Here is a 15000-nt window from a genome sequence, read left to right on the forward strand (position 1 = left end):
GAATGTCGTCTGCGCGTCCCTGGACAGCGTTGCCTTTACCGCTCTCCGCTCCTTCTCCAGCCAACGCAATCCACGCGGAAAACGCTGGCTCACAACGAGGGCATTTCAGGGAAACAGACCGATAGGCATGAATACCAGGCCGAGCGTGTCGCTCAACGGGGGGCGAGCATGCCCTCGAAGACTTGATCGGCAATTCGCTCGGCCGCGGCCGCATCGAGCGGGTTCAGCGGGACCAGTAATCGGTAGTAGATCGGCCCGTAAAGGGCATCAAGCGCGACCTCAAGATCAAGGTCTGCGCAGAGTTCGCCACGATCGATCCCGGCCTGCAGGATGGCCCTCCCTTCATCACGCCGCGGGCGCGCGTATCCGTCGACGAAAGCCGTGATCGTTCCTGGATCTCGTTGGCCCTCGGCGATCAGCGCCGCGAGGACCCGGCCGGCCTTCCCGGAGTAGACTTCCGCAACTCGCTTCAACTGCTTCGTGATTGTAGCGCGCGCGGTTCCGGCCGCTGGATACGTGATCTTCGGGGCGGTCTCGGCCAGGAAACCCGCCATCGCCAGGGCCCCGCGCGTCGGCCACCAACGATAGATGGTCGCGCGGCCTGCGCCGGCACGGGCCGCGACCGCTTCGACCGTGAACCCGGCGATTCCCTCCTCTTCGAGGATCGCGTTCGCGGCGGCGAGGATCCGGACCTTGGTGCCCTCCGCGCGCGGTCGGCCAACCCGGCGGCTTGGTGCGGCTTCCGGTTGCGGTTCATTCACAGGCAAGGGTTTCGGCATCCATTTTCTCCGCAGTTGTTGCCCAACAATCAGGCTTGCTCAGCATTTACGCACAGATACAATACGTCTTGTATCGAAATTGCGGGGAGCCGGACATGGCCCAGTTGACCACTGAGCAGGTCGATTTTTTCAAGAGCAATGGCTACCTCTATCCGATGGACGCGCTGACGCGCGGCGAGGCGGCAGAGTATCGCGCACGCATCGAAGCCTACGAGTCCCAGTCGGGCGAAGAGGTGAACAAGCGCCTTAAGATCAAGGCGCATCTCGCGTTTCCGTGGATGTGCGATCTCGCACGACATCCTGCCATCGTCTCGGCTGTGCAGTCCCTCATCGGACCGAACGTGCTGCTGTTCGGTTCGTCGGCGTTCGCAAAGAATGCACAGGACACTCGCTTCGTCTCCTGGCATCAGGACTCGGCCTATTATGGCCTCGACCCGCATGACGAAGTCACCGTGTGGCTCGCCCTCTCGCCGGCGACCTCCGAAAGCGGATGCCTCCGCGTGCTTCCTGGAAGCCATCTCGGTCCCGACCTCGAACACGAGGAGACCTACGACGCGAACAACCTTTTGGCGCGCGGCCAGTCGCTCAAGGGCATTGACGGTGACAAGGCGGTCGAGATGCCACTGATGCCTGGCCAGTTCTCGATGCACCACGAACGCACCGCGCACGACTCATTGCCGAACCGGTCCGATGACCGCCGAATCGGCATGGCCTTCTTCTACATGCCCGCCCACGTGCGCTCAACGCTTGGCCGTCGGTCGGCGATGCTTGTCGCCGGCAGTGACGCGCATGGCCACTGGGATACGGATCCGGAACCGAAGTTCGACCTCGATCCGGTGTCGATGAACTACCTCGAGAGCATCTGGGCCAGTTACCGCGACGAATCCAAGACAACCCAGGCCGCGCGGAGCTCCGCAGCCTGACGTCTGTATCCGTGCGAACGACTGGTCGCCAGCACGTCTCTGTCGGTCTTTCCAAACATCATCTGGCAGTTCACGGGAGGGATATTGGATGCGCGATCACGCCGGTCCGCAGTTCACGAACGCACTCCGCCCTTTAGGCAGCGCTTTGGATCGCCCGTGCCGTCGCATCCCGCCTGACACGGCGGGTGGCGCTGCGCGGCCTCGGACCGGCACGTCATCCTGACATGGCGAAGTCGGGTGATATCTTTGCCCCTGTCGCGCTCCCGTTCGAGGCTTGGGTCAATGACAGCTTCATGTGGCTGTCCTTGCACTGGAGGCCGTTCTTTCAGCTGGTGCGCGAGCCGCTGGCGGCCGGAATCGAGTTCGTCTCCGCGGCCCTCGTCGGGCTTCCGGCTCCGCTGGTCCTGGCGGCCCTCTTTCTCGGGGCGTGGCAGCTCAATGGGGTGACCAGCGCGGTCTTCCTGACCACGCTCGCCTTTCTCGTCGGTGTCATCGGCATCTGGACGGAAATGATGGAGACCCTCGCTCTCATCGGCGTCGCGGTTCTCTTGTGCTTGGCCGTCGGTCTCCCGGTGGGCCTGGCGGCCGCCCGGTCCGAACGGCTCGACAATGCCATACGACCTGTTCTCGATCTGATGCAGACGCTGCCGGCATTCGTCTATTTGGTGCCGATCGTCCTTCTGGTCGGCGTCGGCGATCTTCCAGGTGTCCTGGTGACCTTCGTCTTCGCCGTGCCCCTGTCATCCGCCTCACCAGCCTCGGAATTCGCGGCGTTCCGGCGCCGATGGTCGAGGCCGCGACCGCGCTCGGCGCGTCGCGGCGTCAGGTCCTCTTCAAGGTCGAGTTCCCGAACGCGATGCCGGCCCTGGTCACCGGCATCAATCAGACCATCATGATGGCGCTCGCGATGGTCACATATGCCTCGATGATCGGCGTCGGCGGGCTCGGCCGGCTGGTGCTGCGCGGCATCGGCAGACTCGACATGGGTCTCGCGACGACCGGTGGCGTCGGCATCGTCGTCCTGGCGATCGTCTTTTCCGAACTCATCCGCAGCCGGCGGCGTGCAGCGCCCGGCCCAGCCTGGCTCGCCACGCCGGGGGCGCTGATCTCGACACTGCTCCGCCGCACCACGGCGGGCTCTTTCACCCGCGCGGCGCAACCCTCCGCCCCCTCGTCCTCCGAACTCAGTCCAGGAGAATAAGTCATGCTTCGTCTACACCACGCCGTCCGCGCGCCGGCTATGGCACTGACGCTCGCCGCCATGTCCACCGCTCCGCTGATGGCGCAGGAGTCCTTGCCGGGCGAGGGCGTCACCGTCAGTTTCGCATACGACTCCACGGCCGAGACGCTGTTCCAGACGAACATCGTCCAAATCGGGCTTGAGCGGCTCGGATACGAGGTCGAAGCACCGACTCCGCTCCAGATCCCGGCGATGTATCTTGCAACATCGACCGGAGACGTAGACGCGGTCGCGTGTGCCTGGAAGCCGTTGCAGAACGCCTTCTACGAACGGGCAGGGGGCGACAGTTCGATGGTTCGCCTCGGCGCCCTCGTCGAAGGGGCGACGCAGGGATATTTCATCGACAAGGCGACGGCGGAAGCCCACGACATTTCGTCCATCGATCAGCTGCAGGATCCCGAGATCGCCGCGCTCTTCTCCGCCGACGGCAGCGGCAAAGCCCAACTCTTCGGCTGCCCGCCGGGCTGGGGCTGCGAGCGGGTCATCGAGCACCAGATGGACGCCTACGAGCTGCGCCCCACGGTGGACCACGTGCAGGGCGACATGGCGGTGATCGCCTCGGAGATCCTGGCGCGCCATGCCTCTGGCGAGCCTGTCGTCTACTACACCTACATGCCGCTCTGGGTCTCTCAGATTCTCGTGCCGGGCGAAGACGTCGTCCAGTTGACCGTACCCTTCACGAGCCTGCCGGAGTCTGACGATCCGACCCTGACGACGCTCCCGGACGGGCGCAACGTGGGCCACACCGTCAATACGATCGGCGTCATCGCCAACAAGGGCTTCGCGGAGGACAATCCTGTCGCCGCCAAGTGGATGGAACTCGTCACGATCCCCGTCGCGGACGTCGTGGCCGAGAACTACCGCATCTACGAAGGTGAGAAGTCCGACGAGGCGATCCGCGCCCATGCCGTCGCCTGGGTCGAGGAGCATGCCGAACAGTTCGACGCCTGGCTCGCGGAGGCAAAGGCCGCGCAATGACGCGTTCCGGCGCGCCGCAGGGATTATCGATAGATCCCGTCCCCTCCGTCGCACTATCGGGCGTTTGGAAACTCTACGGCGCGCCTCGCGCGGTGAAGACTGCGAAGAGGGTGCTGTCGGCCGGGCCCGATCGCGAATGTCTTCAGCGTGATTTCGGCGTATTTGCCGCACTCGCCGGGGTCGATCTGACGGTTCGGCGGCGTGAGACGCTCGCCGTCGTGGGCCTCTCCGGCAGCGGCAAGTCCACGCTGGTGCGTCACATGAACGGTCTGGTGGCGCCGACCGCAGGTTCGGTCGCCGTCGACGGGCGGGACATATCCCGCCTCTCGCGCAGCGACTTGCAGGCCCTGAGGGCCACGCAGGTCGGCATGGTCTTCCAGAGCACCAGTCTCTTTCCCGACCGGACCGTGATCGAGAACGTGATGTTCGGACTGGAGGTCCGTGGCGTCCCCCGCCGGGATCGCATGGCAACCGCCCTGACGTGGCTCGATCGCGTCGAGCTTGCCGACTGGGCCCATCGCTATCCGCATGAGCTGTCCGGCGGCATGCAGCAGCGGGTCGGTCTTGCCCGCACACTTGCAACCGACCCGGAAGTCCTGCTCCTCGATGAGCCGTTCAGCGCGCTGGATCCGTTGATCCGGGCGAACCTGCAGGACGAATTTGCCTCACTGGTCCGCACCTACCGGAAGACGGCGGTCTTCATCACCCACGACTTCGACGAGGCGGCACGCATCGCCGACCGGATCGCGGTCATGTCGGATGGGGGGATCGTACAGATCGGCACGCCGCGCGATATCGTGTTCGCGCCAGCCACGCCCTATGTCGCAAGCTTCGCGACCCGCGACATCCGCCTGCGCTTCCTCCAGGCGGCCGACGTTGCAGTGCCCGGGACGCTGGACACGGGAGACACGATCGCCGCCGATATGCCGTTGTCGGAGCTGATGCAGCGCGCGAGCGCAAGCGAACGCGTCATGCGAGTGGTGGACCGTGACGGCAGGGGACTGGGCGTCGTGGACCGCGCCCATCTGATCGCGTCGCTCGACCGACTCATGACCGGAAAGGCGCACGCCGCGGAGTAATGTGCGTAATGCCCCCCGCGATGCGCGGCGCGGAATCCTCGTCTAGGTGTTCAGTCCCGGCATTTGATGCAGCGGGTTGAGGATGAAGTGTTTGGGCTGTTGTATCACTGCTTGCAGATGAATTCGAAGGGTATGAGGCCTTTGAGGGTCTAGAGACGGCGGCCGTCGTTGTAGGTGGCGCCTGAGTTGCCGGTGGTCCGTCGTCGCGGAAACGCTTGACTGTGGCGCCCTCGATCGTCCGGTTCATCCGTTCGACCTGGCCGTTGGTTGACGGGTGGTTCAAGCTTGGTAAGGCGGTGCTCGATGCCATTTCCGTTGCAGCGCATGGCGAACATGTGGGTCATGTATTGCGCGGTTGGACCGTTTGCGCAGCGCGGTGGGTGGCGGAACTGGATCCCGTTGTCGGTGAGGACGGTGTGGATCTTGTAGGCAACTGCGTCGATGAGAGCGACGAGGAAGGCCGCTGCCGTCCTGCGATTGGCCTTCTCCACGAGTTGGGCAAAAGCAAACCTTGATGTCGGATCGATCGCCACGAAAAGCTGGGGCTTTCCCGCGGCCGTACGCACTTCGGCGATGTCGATACGGAAGAAGCCGATCGGATAGTGAAGCGCCCCCCGTTTCGACCGGACAGCTGGCGTAAGCAGGAAGGCTCAAGGATTTCCTTGAGGACACGCTTATGTCGGAGGACGATCAGCGGATCGAGCTGATCACGGGGACGCGGCGTCGACGATAGATTGATGAAAGTCAATCCGGGTTGCGGGGCCGTATGTCTTGCTCGATCAGCGAGCTTTCGGACGCGGCGGAGTGACTGGGCCAACAGTGGAGTGATGTTGAGTCGTTGATTGTTCGTCAAACAGGCGCGGGAGAATAATATGATGAGGGTATTCGGCGGGGCCGAACGGACAACCTTCCTCGATCTTACCGAATCCGCCGGATTTGACGCAACAATTGTTAGAGTTACCAGGCCGGCTGCATGGGGCGATTTTAACGGAGACGGGCTTTCAGACCTGTGGCAGGGCAATCATTTCGCCCACCCACCCATGCTGTGGCTCAACCAGGGCGACGGGCACTTCTTGGAAATGCTCAAGTCGGTCATGGATCGGCCTGAGAGTGCCTACAACCCTTTGCGCGATGACTACTGGGGGGATCTGCACGGAACAGCGTGGGCTGATTTCGACAATGACGGAGATCAGGACGTCATCATTCTTCTGGGCGGAACCGGTACGCCCTCGGGTGGCGAGAAGAACCAGCTTCTTCTGAATGAGAACGGTCGGCTCGATGATGTCGCCGAGGCCTACAGGATCCAGTACCCGAAAGCGAGCGGTCGGGACGTGGCCTGGTTCGACTACGACCGGGATGGATTGCTGGATTTCTACAACACAGCGGACTATCGGACGGAAGACTCCTCGCCCGGCGCATTGTTCCATCAGAAGCCGGCCGGCTTTTTTGTGAATGTCGACGACATCGTAGGGGCGACAACCGTCGAAGATTATGTCCAGAGTCTCTTTTTTGGAGACGTCACCGGCGACGGCATTCTCGATTTCATGACCGAAGATCACAAAATCTTCGACGGCGCGACAGGTCCGCGGTTCAAGACGCTTGAGACATTGCAGAGCCCGACCACCGCCAGAGATATACTGATTGCAGATTTTGACGGAGATCTGAAAAACGACGTCTACTCCGCCACGCAGGAAATGCGGGACGAAAAGATCTTCGCCAACAGGCTCTTCCTGAATAGCCCCTCGGGCCTCACCGACGCGACAAATGCGCTTGGTTTGAGCGGACACCTGTACTCAACTCGAAGTGCCGCTGCCGCCGACTTCGACAATGACATGGATGTGGACATCTTCCTCTTGAACGGCGTCAAATATGGCGAGTTGCACGATAATAAAGCCTATCCGAATGTTATGCTCTGGAACGACGGGACAGGGCACTTCCTGGCGGACGAGGAACTCGGGAACACGATAGGCCGGCGGGATGGCCCTCCGCTGTCGGTGACGACGACGGATTACGACCGGGACGGCTTCTTGGATATGTTTCTTGAATACGACCACACGACGGACCGGCTGATCCGAAACGAGGGCAACGGCAATCACTGGATCGAAATCGACTTGAAGGGCCGTGATTCAAACCGGGACGGCATCGGGTCACAGATCTTCGTGACTGCCGGCGGGAAGACCCAACTGCGTGACGTCACGGCGGGGACCCACGGACAGTGGTCTCAGAACGAAAAGATCGTTCATGTCGGACTGGCCGGGAACGACAGGATCGACCGGATCGAAGTCCGCTGGACGAATGGAATCGTCCAGGAGCTGACCGATATTGCCGCGAACCAGGTCATCACAATCGTCGAACAGAGGGGCTCCGAGCGTCGGACCGGAACGGCCGGAGACGACGAGATCGCGGGAAACGGAAAAGGCAATGTCCTGCATGGCGGCACCGGCGACGATGTGCTCAGGGGCCTTGGCGGCAAGGACATACTGTCGGGTGACGATGGTGATGACACCCTCGACGGACACGCAGGCGCGGATCTTCTTGATGGCGGACGCGGTGCTGATGTTGTCTGGGGCCGCGCCGGGTTCGACACTGTCGACTATTCGATGTCCCTGCCCGATGTGCAGGTGGACATCGGACAGGGGGGCGTTGGAACCGGCGGAGACGCCGATGGCGACCGCTACCACGGGATCGACGGAATTATCGGCAGTGCCGGTGACGACGTGTTGCGGGGCAACAACGGCGGCAACCATCTCCGCGGAGGGAACGGCGACGACGATCTCCACGGCATGACCGGGAATGATCTTCTTTGGGGCGGCCCCGGGCATGATCGGCTCGACGGCGGCGACGGACATGACTTCGCGTCGTACTCTCACGCGGCAACGGGAGTGCGCGCGCAGCTCAATGGACGGCATGGGACCGGTGAAGCAGCTGGTGATGTTTTCATCTCGGTCGAAGGTCTGATCGGGTCCAAACACAACGATATTCTGGTTGGCAACGGCCTGAACAACCAGCTTAGCGGGAATGCCGGAGATGACAGGCTATTCGGCGGCAAGGGTGTCGACGTCTTGCGTGGCAATCCGGGAGCCGACTTTCTCGTCGGGGGGTCCGAGGCGGACATATTCCGTTTCCGCTCGGTTCGGGACAGCAACGCGATCCAGTCCGACTGGATCGACGACTTCGAAAAGGACCTCGACCGGATGGACGTGTCCCAAATCGACGCGGTTGCCTCCTCGAGAGGAAATCAGGCCTTCACATTCATCGGGACATCCGAATTTTCGAACACCGCCGGCGAACTTCGCTTCGAGCACGCCGGGCACTCGAGGACGATCATCCAAGGTGACATCGATGGTGATCGGGCCGCCGATCTCATCATACTTCTAAATGGCGTGGTTAACCTATCGGAGGCCGACTTCGAACTCTAGTTGCCAGATCTTATAGAGTAGTTCGGCAAGCTCCCGGGAGAGACCGATGAAGGCGGCGTGCCGCCGGTGGGACCCATTGGGGGAGGGCGCTGGCCCGCTCCCTGAGGAGCGCCCGGCGTTGCCGTTGGACGTCGGCCGGCAAAACCGCGCGCGGATGTGGCCGCTGCCGAGCGAGGCGAGGGCCCCGGCGAAGAGGGGACGGTCAGGTCCGCAGCGGTTGGCAGCGGTGGGCATCGCCGGGGGCATATACGCTTGCGGATTGCTCGTCGCTCTCGCCTTTTTGACTCCGGAGGACTGCTATGCTCGATTCTATTGACATCGACTGACTGGGTACAGCTTTGACTCAGTTGTTCTTTTAACCCTCTCGCAGTGCGTACTGCGCCCGAGCGCGTGTGACCCGGATCGCAAGGGAGTCCGAACGGCACGCGGAAGAGAGATCCGGCGCCATGAATATCATCAACGTCGTTTTCGACGACCTCGCATACTGGATCGGTGCAGCCTCGATCTTCACCGACCAGGTCCATGCACCGAACCTCGCGCGCATCGCCGAGTCGGGCACGTCCTTCACCAATGCCTACACGCCGGTCGCACTATGCAGCCCGGCCAGAACGGCGGCGCTTTCGGGCCAGTCGCCCGTCACCACCGGTGTCTTCACCAACCAGGAGAGCTGGCGCGACGGCGTCGCGCCCGAGGATACGCTGCCCGCCAACTTCCTTCAGAACGGCTTCCACGTCGCGTCCTACGGCAAGGTCTTTCACCAGAAGACCATCCCCGCCGACCTCGGCGAGAAGCTCTTCAGCGAGTACACGACGGTGATCGGTTACCGGGGCGGCGATCCGGCTCCGACCGAGATCTCACCGATGCCGGACTCGTTTACCGAGGAGATGGCGGACAACGTCACCGCCGATCACGCCATCGGCTTCCTGCGCAGCTACGATGGCGATGCGCCGTTCATGCTGAACGTCGGCTTCGTCAAGCCGCACAAGACCTTCACGGTGCCGGAGCGGTTCTACGACCTCTACCCCATCGAGGAGATCCGGGTGCCCGGCGAGGGGTCGGAGGATCTGCCGGGCATTCCCGCCGTTGTCCTCGAGGAGCTGAAGTATCAGGGCTGGCACCCCAAGCCGGACACGCCGGAGTCCTGGAAGAAATACGTGCAGGCGTATCTCGCGACCGTCTCCTACGTCGACTGGGAGTTCGGCCGCCTCCTCGATGCCGTGGCAGCGACCGGGCACGACGGCGACACGGCCATCGCCGTGTGGAGCGACCACGGTTACCACCTCGGCGACCGCGACGACCGCTGGGGCAAGTTCACCCTGTGGGAGGAGGCGGCGAAGATCCCGTTCATCTTTTCCGTGCCGGGGGTGACCGGCGGCGAGACCGTGGACCAGGTCGTCAGTCTCCTCGACCTCTACCCGACCCTCCTCGACATCGCCGGGCTCGACATCCCCGCACGCCTCGAAGGCATGAGTCTGGTGCCGTTCCTGACGGACGCCGACCTCAGCCTGGACCGGGCGGTCTTCACCTGGATGGGCGACAGCATCATGATGCGCACGCCGCAGTACAGCTACATCCAGTACTCCGACGGTACCGAAGAGCTTTACGACATGGTGGCCGACCCGGAGCAGAACCACAATCTGGCCGACGAGCCCGCCTACCAGGAAGACCTCGGCGCGCTGTGGCAGCGCTGGTACGATGCCTACGGCCACACCGACCCCGGCCCTGTCGGCGAACGAACCACCATCCGCGGCACGCCGGACGACGACAATCTGACCCTGACGCACGGCGACGATATCGGCCGCGGCTACGACGGCGCCGACACCATCGTGGGGAGAGAGGGCGACGACGAGATAACGGGCGGGGCCGGCCGCGACGTGTTGAGCGGGGCAGAAGGCAATGACACGCTGAAAGGCGGCGCGTGGGCGGACGTCCTGCGCGGCAACGAGGGGGAGGACCTCATCCTCGGCGGCGACCATTTCGACCGTCTCCTCGGCCAGGAAGGGCGTGACACGCTGCTGGGACAGCACGGCAACGACACCATGTTCGGCGGCGAAGGCGCGGACATCATCCTGGGGGGCGCCGGCAACGACAGCGCCATCGGCGGCTCACGTTTCGACACGCTCATGGGCGAGGGTGGCAATGACGTGCTGTTCGGCCGCGAGGGCGCCGACAGCCTCTTCGGCAACGAGGGATCGGACACGCTGAGCGGCGAGGATGGGTCCGACACGCTGGTCGGCGGAGATGGTTCGGATGTCCTCATCGGCGGGACGGGAGCGGACGTCCTGTCGCCCGGAACCGGTCGGGACACGCTGCGCTTCGAAGGCCGCTTCGGCACCGACACGGTCGTCGGCTTCACCACGAGCGATACGCTGATCATCGAGGGTGTCCGGCTCGACGAGATCACCGCGACGACCCGCAGCGAGGGGATACTCCTCACCGTCTCCGGCGCGGCAGAAGGCACCATCATGCTGGAGGGCGTCTTTTCGCTCGACGTCGCCGACGTCATCGCCGGTCTCATCTGAACCTCTCTGTAGTGGGGTGGGTGATCGAGCCGTCGAATGACAGTTCGCAATATAAGACGTCGATCGACAGAGATCGAGCCAACTGCCCCCCTAACACCAACCAAGAATCTTTAGGTCAATGACCTGACTCTCGGGCGAAGCGATATTGCCGGGAGGTGTGGTCTATGCCGTCAAATTCCCACAAATAAAAGAGATCGATCTTGGCTCCTGTATACTTCCATATTGGATTTGAGAAAACTGGAAGCACTGCGGTGCAACAGGAATTTTCTGAGGAACGAGATAATCTTCTTGAAAACGGATTGTTTTATCCGGGGCCTGGATTGAAGCACCCCTATGTACGGTATGTCGGAGCGCACATTTCTGGACGTGAATTGAAAGCGAGGCAGAAGCGCGGTGCTTTCCATCGATTCAATAAAATGTGCGAGAAATTCCGCTCTCTGAAAGAGATTCCTCTTTTTCTCTCTGAAGAGACAGTTTCACGCCTTTCTTTTTCTGAGATTGCCGGAGTGCGGAAAGCCGTAGAGAAACTCTCTAAAGAGGTATATTGTCTTGTATATGTTAGGCATCCACTGTCCCATGTGATTAGCATTTCTTCTCAGAATTTAAAAGGAAAAAGAAGATTAATAAAAGATATTGAAAATAATCCACCGATAACTCATATCCGGGATAGGTTAACTGATATGATCAACATTTTTGGCCGAGACAGAATGATTGTCAGAGGATATGATCCGACATTATTGTCAAGAAAATCTATACAACACGATGTCCTTGATGCGGTAGGTTATACGGGTGATCGCAGTTTTATAAAAGGCATCCGCACGAATGAGGCATTATCGCTACCAGCAGCGATGGTCCTCAGCGCCACCACCGAACGTAACGCTCCACGAAGGGGGAAAAAAAATCGGATGGCCCATCGTCAAAGGGTGATGGCACTATCCGCTATTCCGGGCCCACGGTTCACGCTATCTCACGCGGTGCTCAAGCAGGCACAAGACGAAACAGCTGGTGACTTAGAGTGGCTCAAGACGGAGTTCGGGATCGAACTTCCAGAGCCGGTGGTGGTGCCACTGGAGGAGGTCGTCAGCGACTTCACGGAGGAGGAGGCAATGGCCACCAGCCTTCGAATGTTCCCGAGCTTTTAGCTGATGCTCTCCAGTGCCGATTGATTCGATAATCGCCGGCTGCTGGAATCCACCGTGACGGCCCGCTGGCCGAAGGCGAGGAGCTTTATGCCGTCGCCCACGAACTGCAGATGGCCGCCCGATTTAAGCAAACCAAATGGCCGCCCATGAACTCGGGGTGATTCCCTACGATAGGCGGATCCACCAGATAGGTTCCATCCTAGAATGAGTCGGCTCCATTGACACATCCGTACAAAACTCTACCAGAAGAAGCCTTCTGGGCTCCTGCCGTAGCCAAGCGCCATCCTCTCGATATCCAACGGCTCTGGACTCCAAAGTTCAATATCACCCACCAGACGCCCATTGTTACCTTCGGCTCCTGCTTCGCGCAGCATATCGGACGGGCCATGGCCGCACGCGGCTACGCTTGGACGAGTACAGAGCCGACGCCCAAGGGGCTATCGCCGGAAAACGCGATCAAGTTCAACTACGACATCTTCTCGGCCCGGACAGCCAACATCTACACAACCTCGCTGTTGGAACAGTGGGTGTCCTGGGGAACCGGTGCGACCGAAGCCCCCGATGTCGCTTGGGAGACGTCCGAGGGCCGGTTCCTCGACCCGTTCCGCCCTCTGATTGAGCCTGGCGGGTTTGAGAGTCGTGATGAAATGTTGGCGTCCCGCGCGGTCACGATCACTGCCTTCGGCGAGGCAATCCGCAAGGCGCGTGTTTTCGTCTTCACTCTGGGATTAACAGAAAGTTGGTACGACACCGATGGGTATGAGTATCCCATGTGTCCCGGCACCGTCGGCGGCAACTTCGATCCTGCCCGCCATAAGTTTCGCAACCAGCGCTACCCCGAGATCCGCCGAGCGCTTCGAACAGCTATCAAGATGATGGAGACCACCAATCCCGGGCTGCACTTTCTGCTCACCGTGTCACCAGTGCCACTGACGGCGACCAACTCAGGTGAGCATGTGCTGGTTGCAACCACGCATTCCAAGTCAATCCTGCGCGCCGTCGCCGGGGAGACAGCGGAAACGCTCGAAAACGTGGATTACTTTCCGTCCTACGAAATCATTACCTCCCCTGCTTTTCGTGGCTCTGCGTTCGAACCAAATATGCGCAGCGTTAATATGCATGGAGTGACCCATGTAATGGACTGCTTCTTCGCCGATCTCCAGAACGCGTTTCCTGAATCCGGGTCGATCGCGGTCCGAGGTGGACGACGATCGGCTGCGCGGAAGGCCAAGTTTGCCTCTCACGGAGCCAACTCAGACGAACCGCAAAGCGCATCTGACCTCGCTTGCGAAGAGGAACTTCTGGACGCATTCGGCGGGCGCGCGCAATGACGACACCGCACCGCATCGCTGTTCTAGGCAACTCTCATGTAGGCGCGCTAAAATCCGGATGGGATCGGATCCATGCCAATTATGATAACGTGGAAATCACGTTCTTTGCAGCCCGTGCTGCAAAAATGTTGGGCATGCTTCCCAATGGCGATCGCCTGACCCCTGAAAGCGAAAATCTTGCGAATTTTATCGCGTTCACCTCCGGCGGGCCAACAGAAGTTGTTGCTTCGGATCACGACATATTCGTTATTCACGGAATGGGGCTAAAGCTGCGCCAGGCTCTTTGCCGCGGTCAGCCCGGCCTATCGGCCGCGGTCTGCGCGGCAATTTTCCGGGACACGGTACTGTCAAATAACGCCATGATCATGGCCTCGCGATTGCGACAGATAGGGGCCTCTCCGATCATGATTAGCCACAATCCACTTCCGACCGCCAGGAACGAGGATGTGAATGAAACAGAAGACTATAATACGGTGGCTAACAGGCTCGAAGCAGCACTAGGCGAAGAAGATTTCTCGCTGATCCGGGTGCCGGATGTTTTATGTAAGGGGTTGACAACACCACAGTCGTTCTCTGTTGGGTCGGAGCGGCTGGCCATGTGTGAAAAGCAAGTCGGCGTTCGTCACGGCGACGAGGAACATTTGCACATGAACGCCGACTGGGGGGAGATCTGGATGCGGCATTTCTTAAACAGCTTAAACTTACCGCGAATAAGATCAGTGCCGAAGACTGGCATCACAGAAAAAGGAGCGTAGCGTGGGAATGGGTGCCGCTACGTGGACACCGGGCCATTTGCCGGCTCGATATTGACGGAACGCCCGCACGGTCTCCACGATCCGCCCCCGGCGACACGTCGGGACCAACCCGGATCGTCACCTCGCCGAGCACGAGCTCGACGGTGCCGCCTTCGCCTCGTCCTCCTCCGCTTCCACGAGGGTGAAGGCGTCCGCACCTCACGTCCGCCAGCGCCTTCTTACGCCAGCCGAACACTTGCTGCGGCGACAGGCCATCCGCCCGGGCTTTGGTCGGCCAGGCCCATCCGGTATCTTCATAGAGAAGATCAACCCTTCCAATGCAGGTTCAAGGGGCGTGCAAGCTCCGATACATTGCGAGGCGAGCTCCCCCCATGGCCTCTGACGCCAGCGATAGGCTTCGGAAGCGTCTGGCGGCGGCCGAACGTCGCCTTGAAACGCTGGAACAGCTGGGGGATGCCCACTCGCATCACTCAAGGCTGAACCAGGCGCGGCAGGAAGTGCTATATCTGCGGCGGCTGATGGATATCGCGGAGAGGCCACCAAATGGAGGTCTTCCCACACCTGCCGAACGGCCCTAGGTGCCTGCTGCGATCCATCCGTCGGTGATGAGGGGCGCCTATGTTGGGGCTCGGTCGATGAAGGTTCGGCGCCTTAAGTCCGAGTGCTGGTTGACGCCGGCCGGGCCTGTGGTGAGACCAACTGACCTGGCCGAAGCGGCAGATCTATCTCTCGCTAATGTCGCGTCGGTGATGAACTGCTGGTCCGATGAGACCTTGATGGCTTCCGTCGTCATACCAGAATGCGGGACCGTGTGGCTGACGCGCGCCGGCAT

General features: G+C 61.2%; 9 protein-coding genes and 2 pseudogenes. 9 read left to right on the forward strand and 2 right to left on the reverse strand.

The features are described 5' to 3' along the window. Positions 1 to 152: 152 nt before the first annotated feature. Entirely contained in the window at positions 153 to 779 is a 627-nt protein-coding gene (locus tag DLJ53_RS31785; protein ID WP_111352350.1) for a TetR-like C-terminal domain-containing protein, read from the reverse strand. A 95-nt stretch (positions 780 to 874) separates the two neighbouring features. On the opposite strand from DLJ53_RS31785, the gene DLJ53_RS31790 reads away from it, so the two are divergent. From DLJ53_RS31790 to DLJ53_RS31810, 4 genes and pseudogenes are all read left to right on the forward strand, one after another. Continuing rightward, a complete protein-coding gene (locus tag DLJ53_RS31790; protein WP_111352351.1) occupies positions 875 to 1702 on the forward strand; it encodes a phytanoyl-CoA dioxygenase family protein in 828 nt (275 codons plus the stop codon). Between the two features lie 512 nt (positions 1703 to 2214). Next, a pseudogene (locus tag DLJ53_RS36230) lies at positions 2215 to 2903 on the forward strand (ABC transporter permease). A gap of 3 nt (positions 2904 to 2906) precedes the next feature. Then, positions 2907 to 3920: a glycine betaine/L-proline ABC transporter substrate-binding protein ProX gene (gene proX / locus DLJ53_RS31805; protein WP_111352353.1), complete on the forward strand. Its 1014-nt coding sequence runs from the start codon at positions 2907 to 2909 to the stop codon at positions 3918 to 3920. A 92-nt stretch (positions 3921 to 4012) separates the two neighbouring features. Further along, positions 4013 to 4999: an ATP-binding cassette domain-containing protein gene (locus DLJ53_RS31810; protein ID WP_202913465.1), complete on the forward strand. Its 987-nt coding sequence runs from the start codon at positions 4013 to 4015 to the stop codon at positions 4997 to 4999. Between the two features lie 42 nt (positions 5000 to 5041). Here the strand turns inward: DLJ53_RS31810 and DLJ53_RS31815 are convergent. Continuing rightward, positions 5042 to 5601, reverse strand: a pseudogene (locus tag DLJ53_RS31815) (DDE-type integrase/transposase/recombinase); the annotation flags it as partial. Positions 5602 to 5871: 270 nt separating this feature from the next. Here DLJ53_RS31815 and DLJ53_RS31820 point away from each other — a divergent pair. The 5 genes from DLJ53_RS31820 to DLJ53_RS34930 all read left to right on the forward strand — a co-directional run bounded on the left by DLJ53_RS31820 (position 5872) and on the right by DLJ53_RS34930 (position 14168). Then, positions 5872 to 8418: an FG-GAP-like repeat-containing protein gene (locus DLJ53_RS31820; protein WP_111352355.1), complete on the forward strand. Its 2547-nt coding sequence runs from the start codon at positions 5872 to 5874 to the stop codon at positions 8416 to 8418. Between the two features lie 446 nt (positions 8419 to 8864). After that, positions 8865 to 10940 carry a sulfatase-like hydrolase/transferase gene (locus DLJ53_RS31830; RefSeq protein WP_111352357.1) on the forward strand — a complete coding sequence of 692 codons (2076 nt, stop codon included), beginning with the start codon at positions 8865 to 8867 and terminating at the stop codon, positions 10938 to 10940. A 200-nt stretch (positions 10941 to 11140) separates the two neighbouring features. Beyond that, positions 11141 to 12082 (forward strand): hypothetical protein, encoded by a 942-nt coding sequence (locus DLJ53_RS34925; protein ID WP_146620160.1) that lies wholly within the window; start codon positions 11141 to 11143, stop codon positions 12080 to 12082. A gap of 218 nt (positions 12083 to 12300) precedes the next feature. Continuing rightward, entirely contained in the window at positions 12301 to 13413 is a 1113-nt protein-coding gene (locus DLJ53_RS31840; protein WP_111352359.1) for a GSCFA domain-containing protein, read from the forward strand. Beyond that, on the forward strand, positions 13410 to 14168 hold the full coding sequence (locus tag DLJ53_RS34930) for a hypothetical protein (protein ID WP_146620161.1): 759 nt from the start codon (positions 13410 to 13412) through the stop codon (positions 14166 to 14168). Before DLJ53_RS31840 ends, DLJ53_RS34930 begins: the two co-directional genes overlap by 4 nt. Positions 14169 to 15000: the final 832 nt, after the last annotated feature.

Source organism: Acuticoccus sediminis, assembly GCF_003258595.1.
Classification (GTDB): Bacteria; Pseudomonadota; Alphaproteobacteria; order Rhizobiales; family Amorphaceae; genus Acuticoccus; species Acuticoccus sediminis.

Bases quoted from the DNA above. Each gene is read 5' to 3' on its own strand.
- DLJ53_RS31785 (WP_111352350.1), bottom strand. From the start codon at position 779: ATGCCGAAACCCTTGCCTGTGAATGAACCGCAACCGGAAGCCGCACCA.
- DLJ53_RS31790 (WP_111352351.1), top strand. From the start codon at position 875: ATGGCCCAGTTGACCACTGAGCAGGTCGATTTTTTCAAGAGCAATGGC.
- proX (WP_111352353.1), top strand. From the start codon at position 2,907: ATGCTTCGTCTACACCACGCCGTCCGCGCGCCGGCTATGGCACTGACG.
- DLJ53_RS31820 (WP_111352355.1), top strand. From the start codon at position 5,872: ATGATGAGGGTATTCGGCGGGGCCGAACGGACAACCTTCCTCGATCTT.
- DLJ53_RS31830 (WP_111352357.1), top strand. From the start codon at position 8,865: ATGAATATCATCAACGTCGTTTTCGACGACCTCGCATACTGGATCGGT.
- DLJ53_RS34930 (WP_146620161.1), top strand. From the start codon at position 13,410: ATGACGACACCGCACCGCATCGCTGTTCTAGGCAACTCTCATGTAGGC.